At 59.3% G+C, this 1,100-nt stretch carries 2 protein-coding genes and 1 pseudogene; all 3 read right to left on the reverse strand.

Annotated features, from left to right (window positions below; genetic code table 11):
- Nucleotides 1–4: 4 nt before the first annotated feature.
- Entirely contained in the window at nt 5–415 is a 411-nt protein-coding gene (locus CF70_RS11965) for a hypothetical protein (RefSeq protein WP_051648303.1), read from the reverse strand.
- A gap of 130 nt (nt 416–545) precedes the next feature.
- Nucleotides 546–749 carry a hypothetical protein gene (locus tag CF70_RS11970; protein ID WP_035864541.1) on the reverse strand — a complete coding sequence of 68 codons (204 nt, stop codon included), beginning with the start codon at nt 747–749 and terminating at the stop codon, nt 546–548.
- Nucleotides 750–832: 83 nt separating this feature from the next.
- Nucleotides 833–1,100, reverse strand: a pseudogene (locus CF70_RS36580) (hypothetical protein); the annotation flags it as partial.

The following is a 1,100-nucleotide window of genomic DNA, read 5'->3' on the forward strand; positions in this document are numbered from 1 at the left end:
CCAATCAAGGCGTGTTCGCTGGGCGCTTACGATAGAGCGCTGGAATATCCAGTTCGTCTCGTCGGCCATCCCAGCATTCCTGCCTGTAGCGGCGGCTCAGTAGAGACCAAGTCAGCTCCGCTCGCGCGATGTGGTCCCATTGCGCCGGCAACTTGCCTTCGTCAAAGATCCGCTCGCCGCGGCGGTTCATGCAGGCCACGACCTCGTAGTACCGCCCGAAATCATGGGAGAAGCCTTGGCGAACAAACGACAGCACGCAGGCATCGTGGGTGCCAAAGATGCGGTTTAGCTGCCGGATGTAGACCGCGCACTCGACTTGCGAGCGCTCACGATAGTCATCCTGGCCGACCTGGGCACACTCCTCATCGTAGGGGGTAGGACCGACCTCGATCTTGTTGGAACGGGAGATGTACATCTAATTTCCTCAGCAAACATACCGGGAAACGCCCCTCGGGCCGATTCCCGCAGGGATAAGTGGTAGGCCGTGCGAGCCCAAGGGATCGCACGACAGGAGTAGAAGGAGGATCCGGCGCGCTAACGCGGCCTTAGCCCCGCGGACCGGCGAGCTGGTTGAAAGACGCGAGGGTCCAGGCGCCGATAATCGACATCGCGATAGTCAGGCACGAGGCAAGTTGCAGCGTTAGCAGGGAGATATTTTCCGTCGTGACGATGAAGAACAGGGCAGCAAATAGCAGGACGACCAACGCAGCAGTGGCGAGGGCCGCTTCACGGGTCTTGAGACTAGACATGATGGCTCGGAATGAAGTTGGAGCCATGCCCCATGGGGACGTGGCCCCATAGGGTGGAAAGGATGCAGTGAAATGACCAATGGTCAGCAGTGATCGAACCGGAAGGTAGCGCCGTGATCACTGACAAAGGCGAGCAGCTTCTCGCCCTCTTCCGCGTCAAAGCGGAACTCGCACCAGCCCTTGTTGAACAACATACGAAGGCCAGGAAGTTGCCGCGACAGGTGTGAGTACGGCAAGGTCACATCCAGGCGTTCAATCGCGATCGCCAGATCCGCAAGGCCGCTAGCGCCTGCGAACTGAGCGAGTGCCTCGAACGAACAACGCATGTTCTCGATGCTCGTGGCACACATA

This window comes from Cupriavidus sp. SK-3 (assembly GCF_000611145.1).
In the GTDB taxonomy this organism is placed as follows: Bacteria; Pseudomonadota; Gammaproteobacteria; order Burkholderiales; family Burkholderiaceae; genus Cupriavidus.

Excerpts from the sequence above, each read along its gene's own strand:
- CF70_RS11965 (WP_051648303.1), bottom strand. The coding sequence starts at position 415 with ATGTACATCTCCCGTTCCAACAAGATCGAGGTCGGTCCTACCCCCTAC.
- CF70_RS11970 (WP_035864541.1), bottom strand. The coding sequence starts at position 749 with ATGTCTAGTCTCAAGACCCGTGAAGCGGCCCTCGCCACTGCTGCGTTG.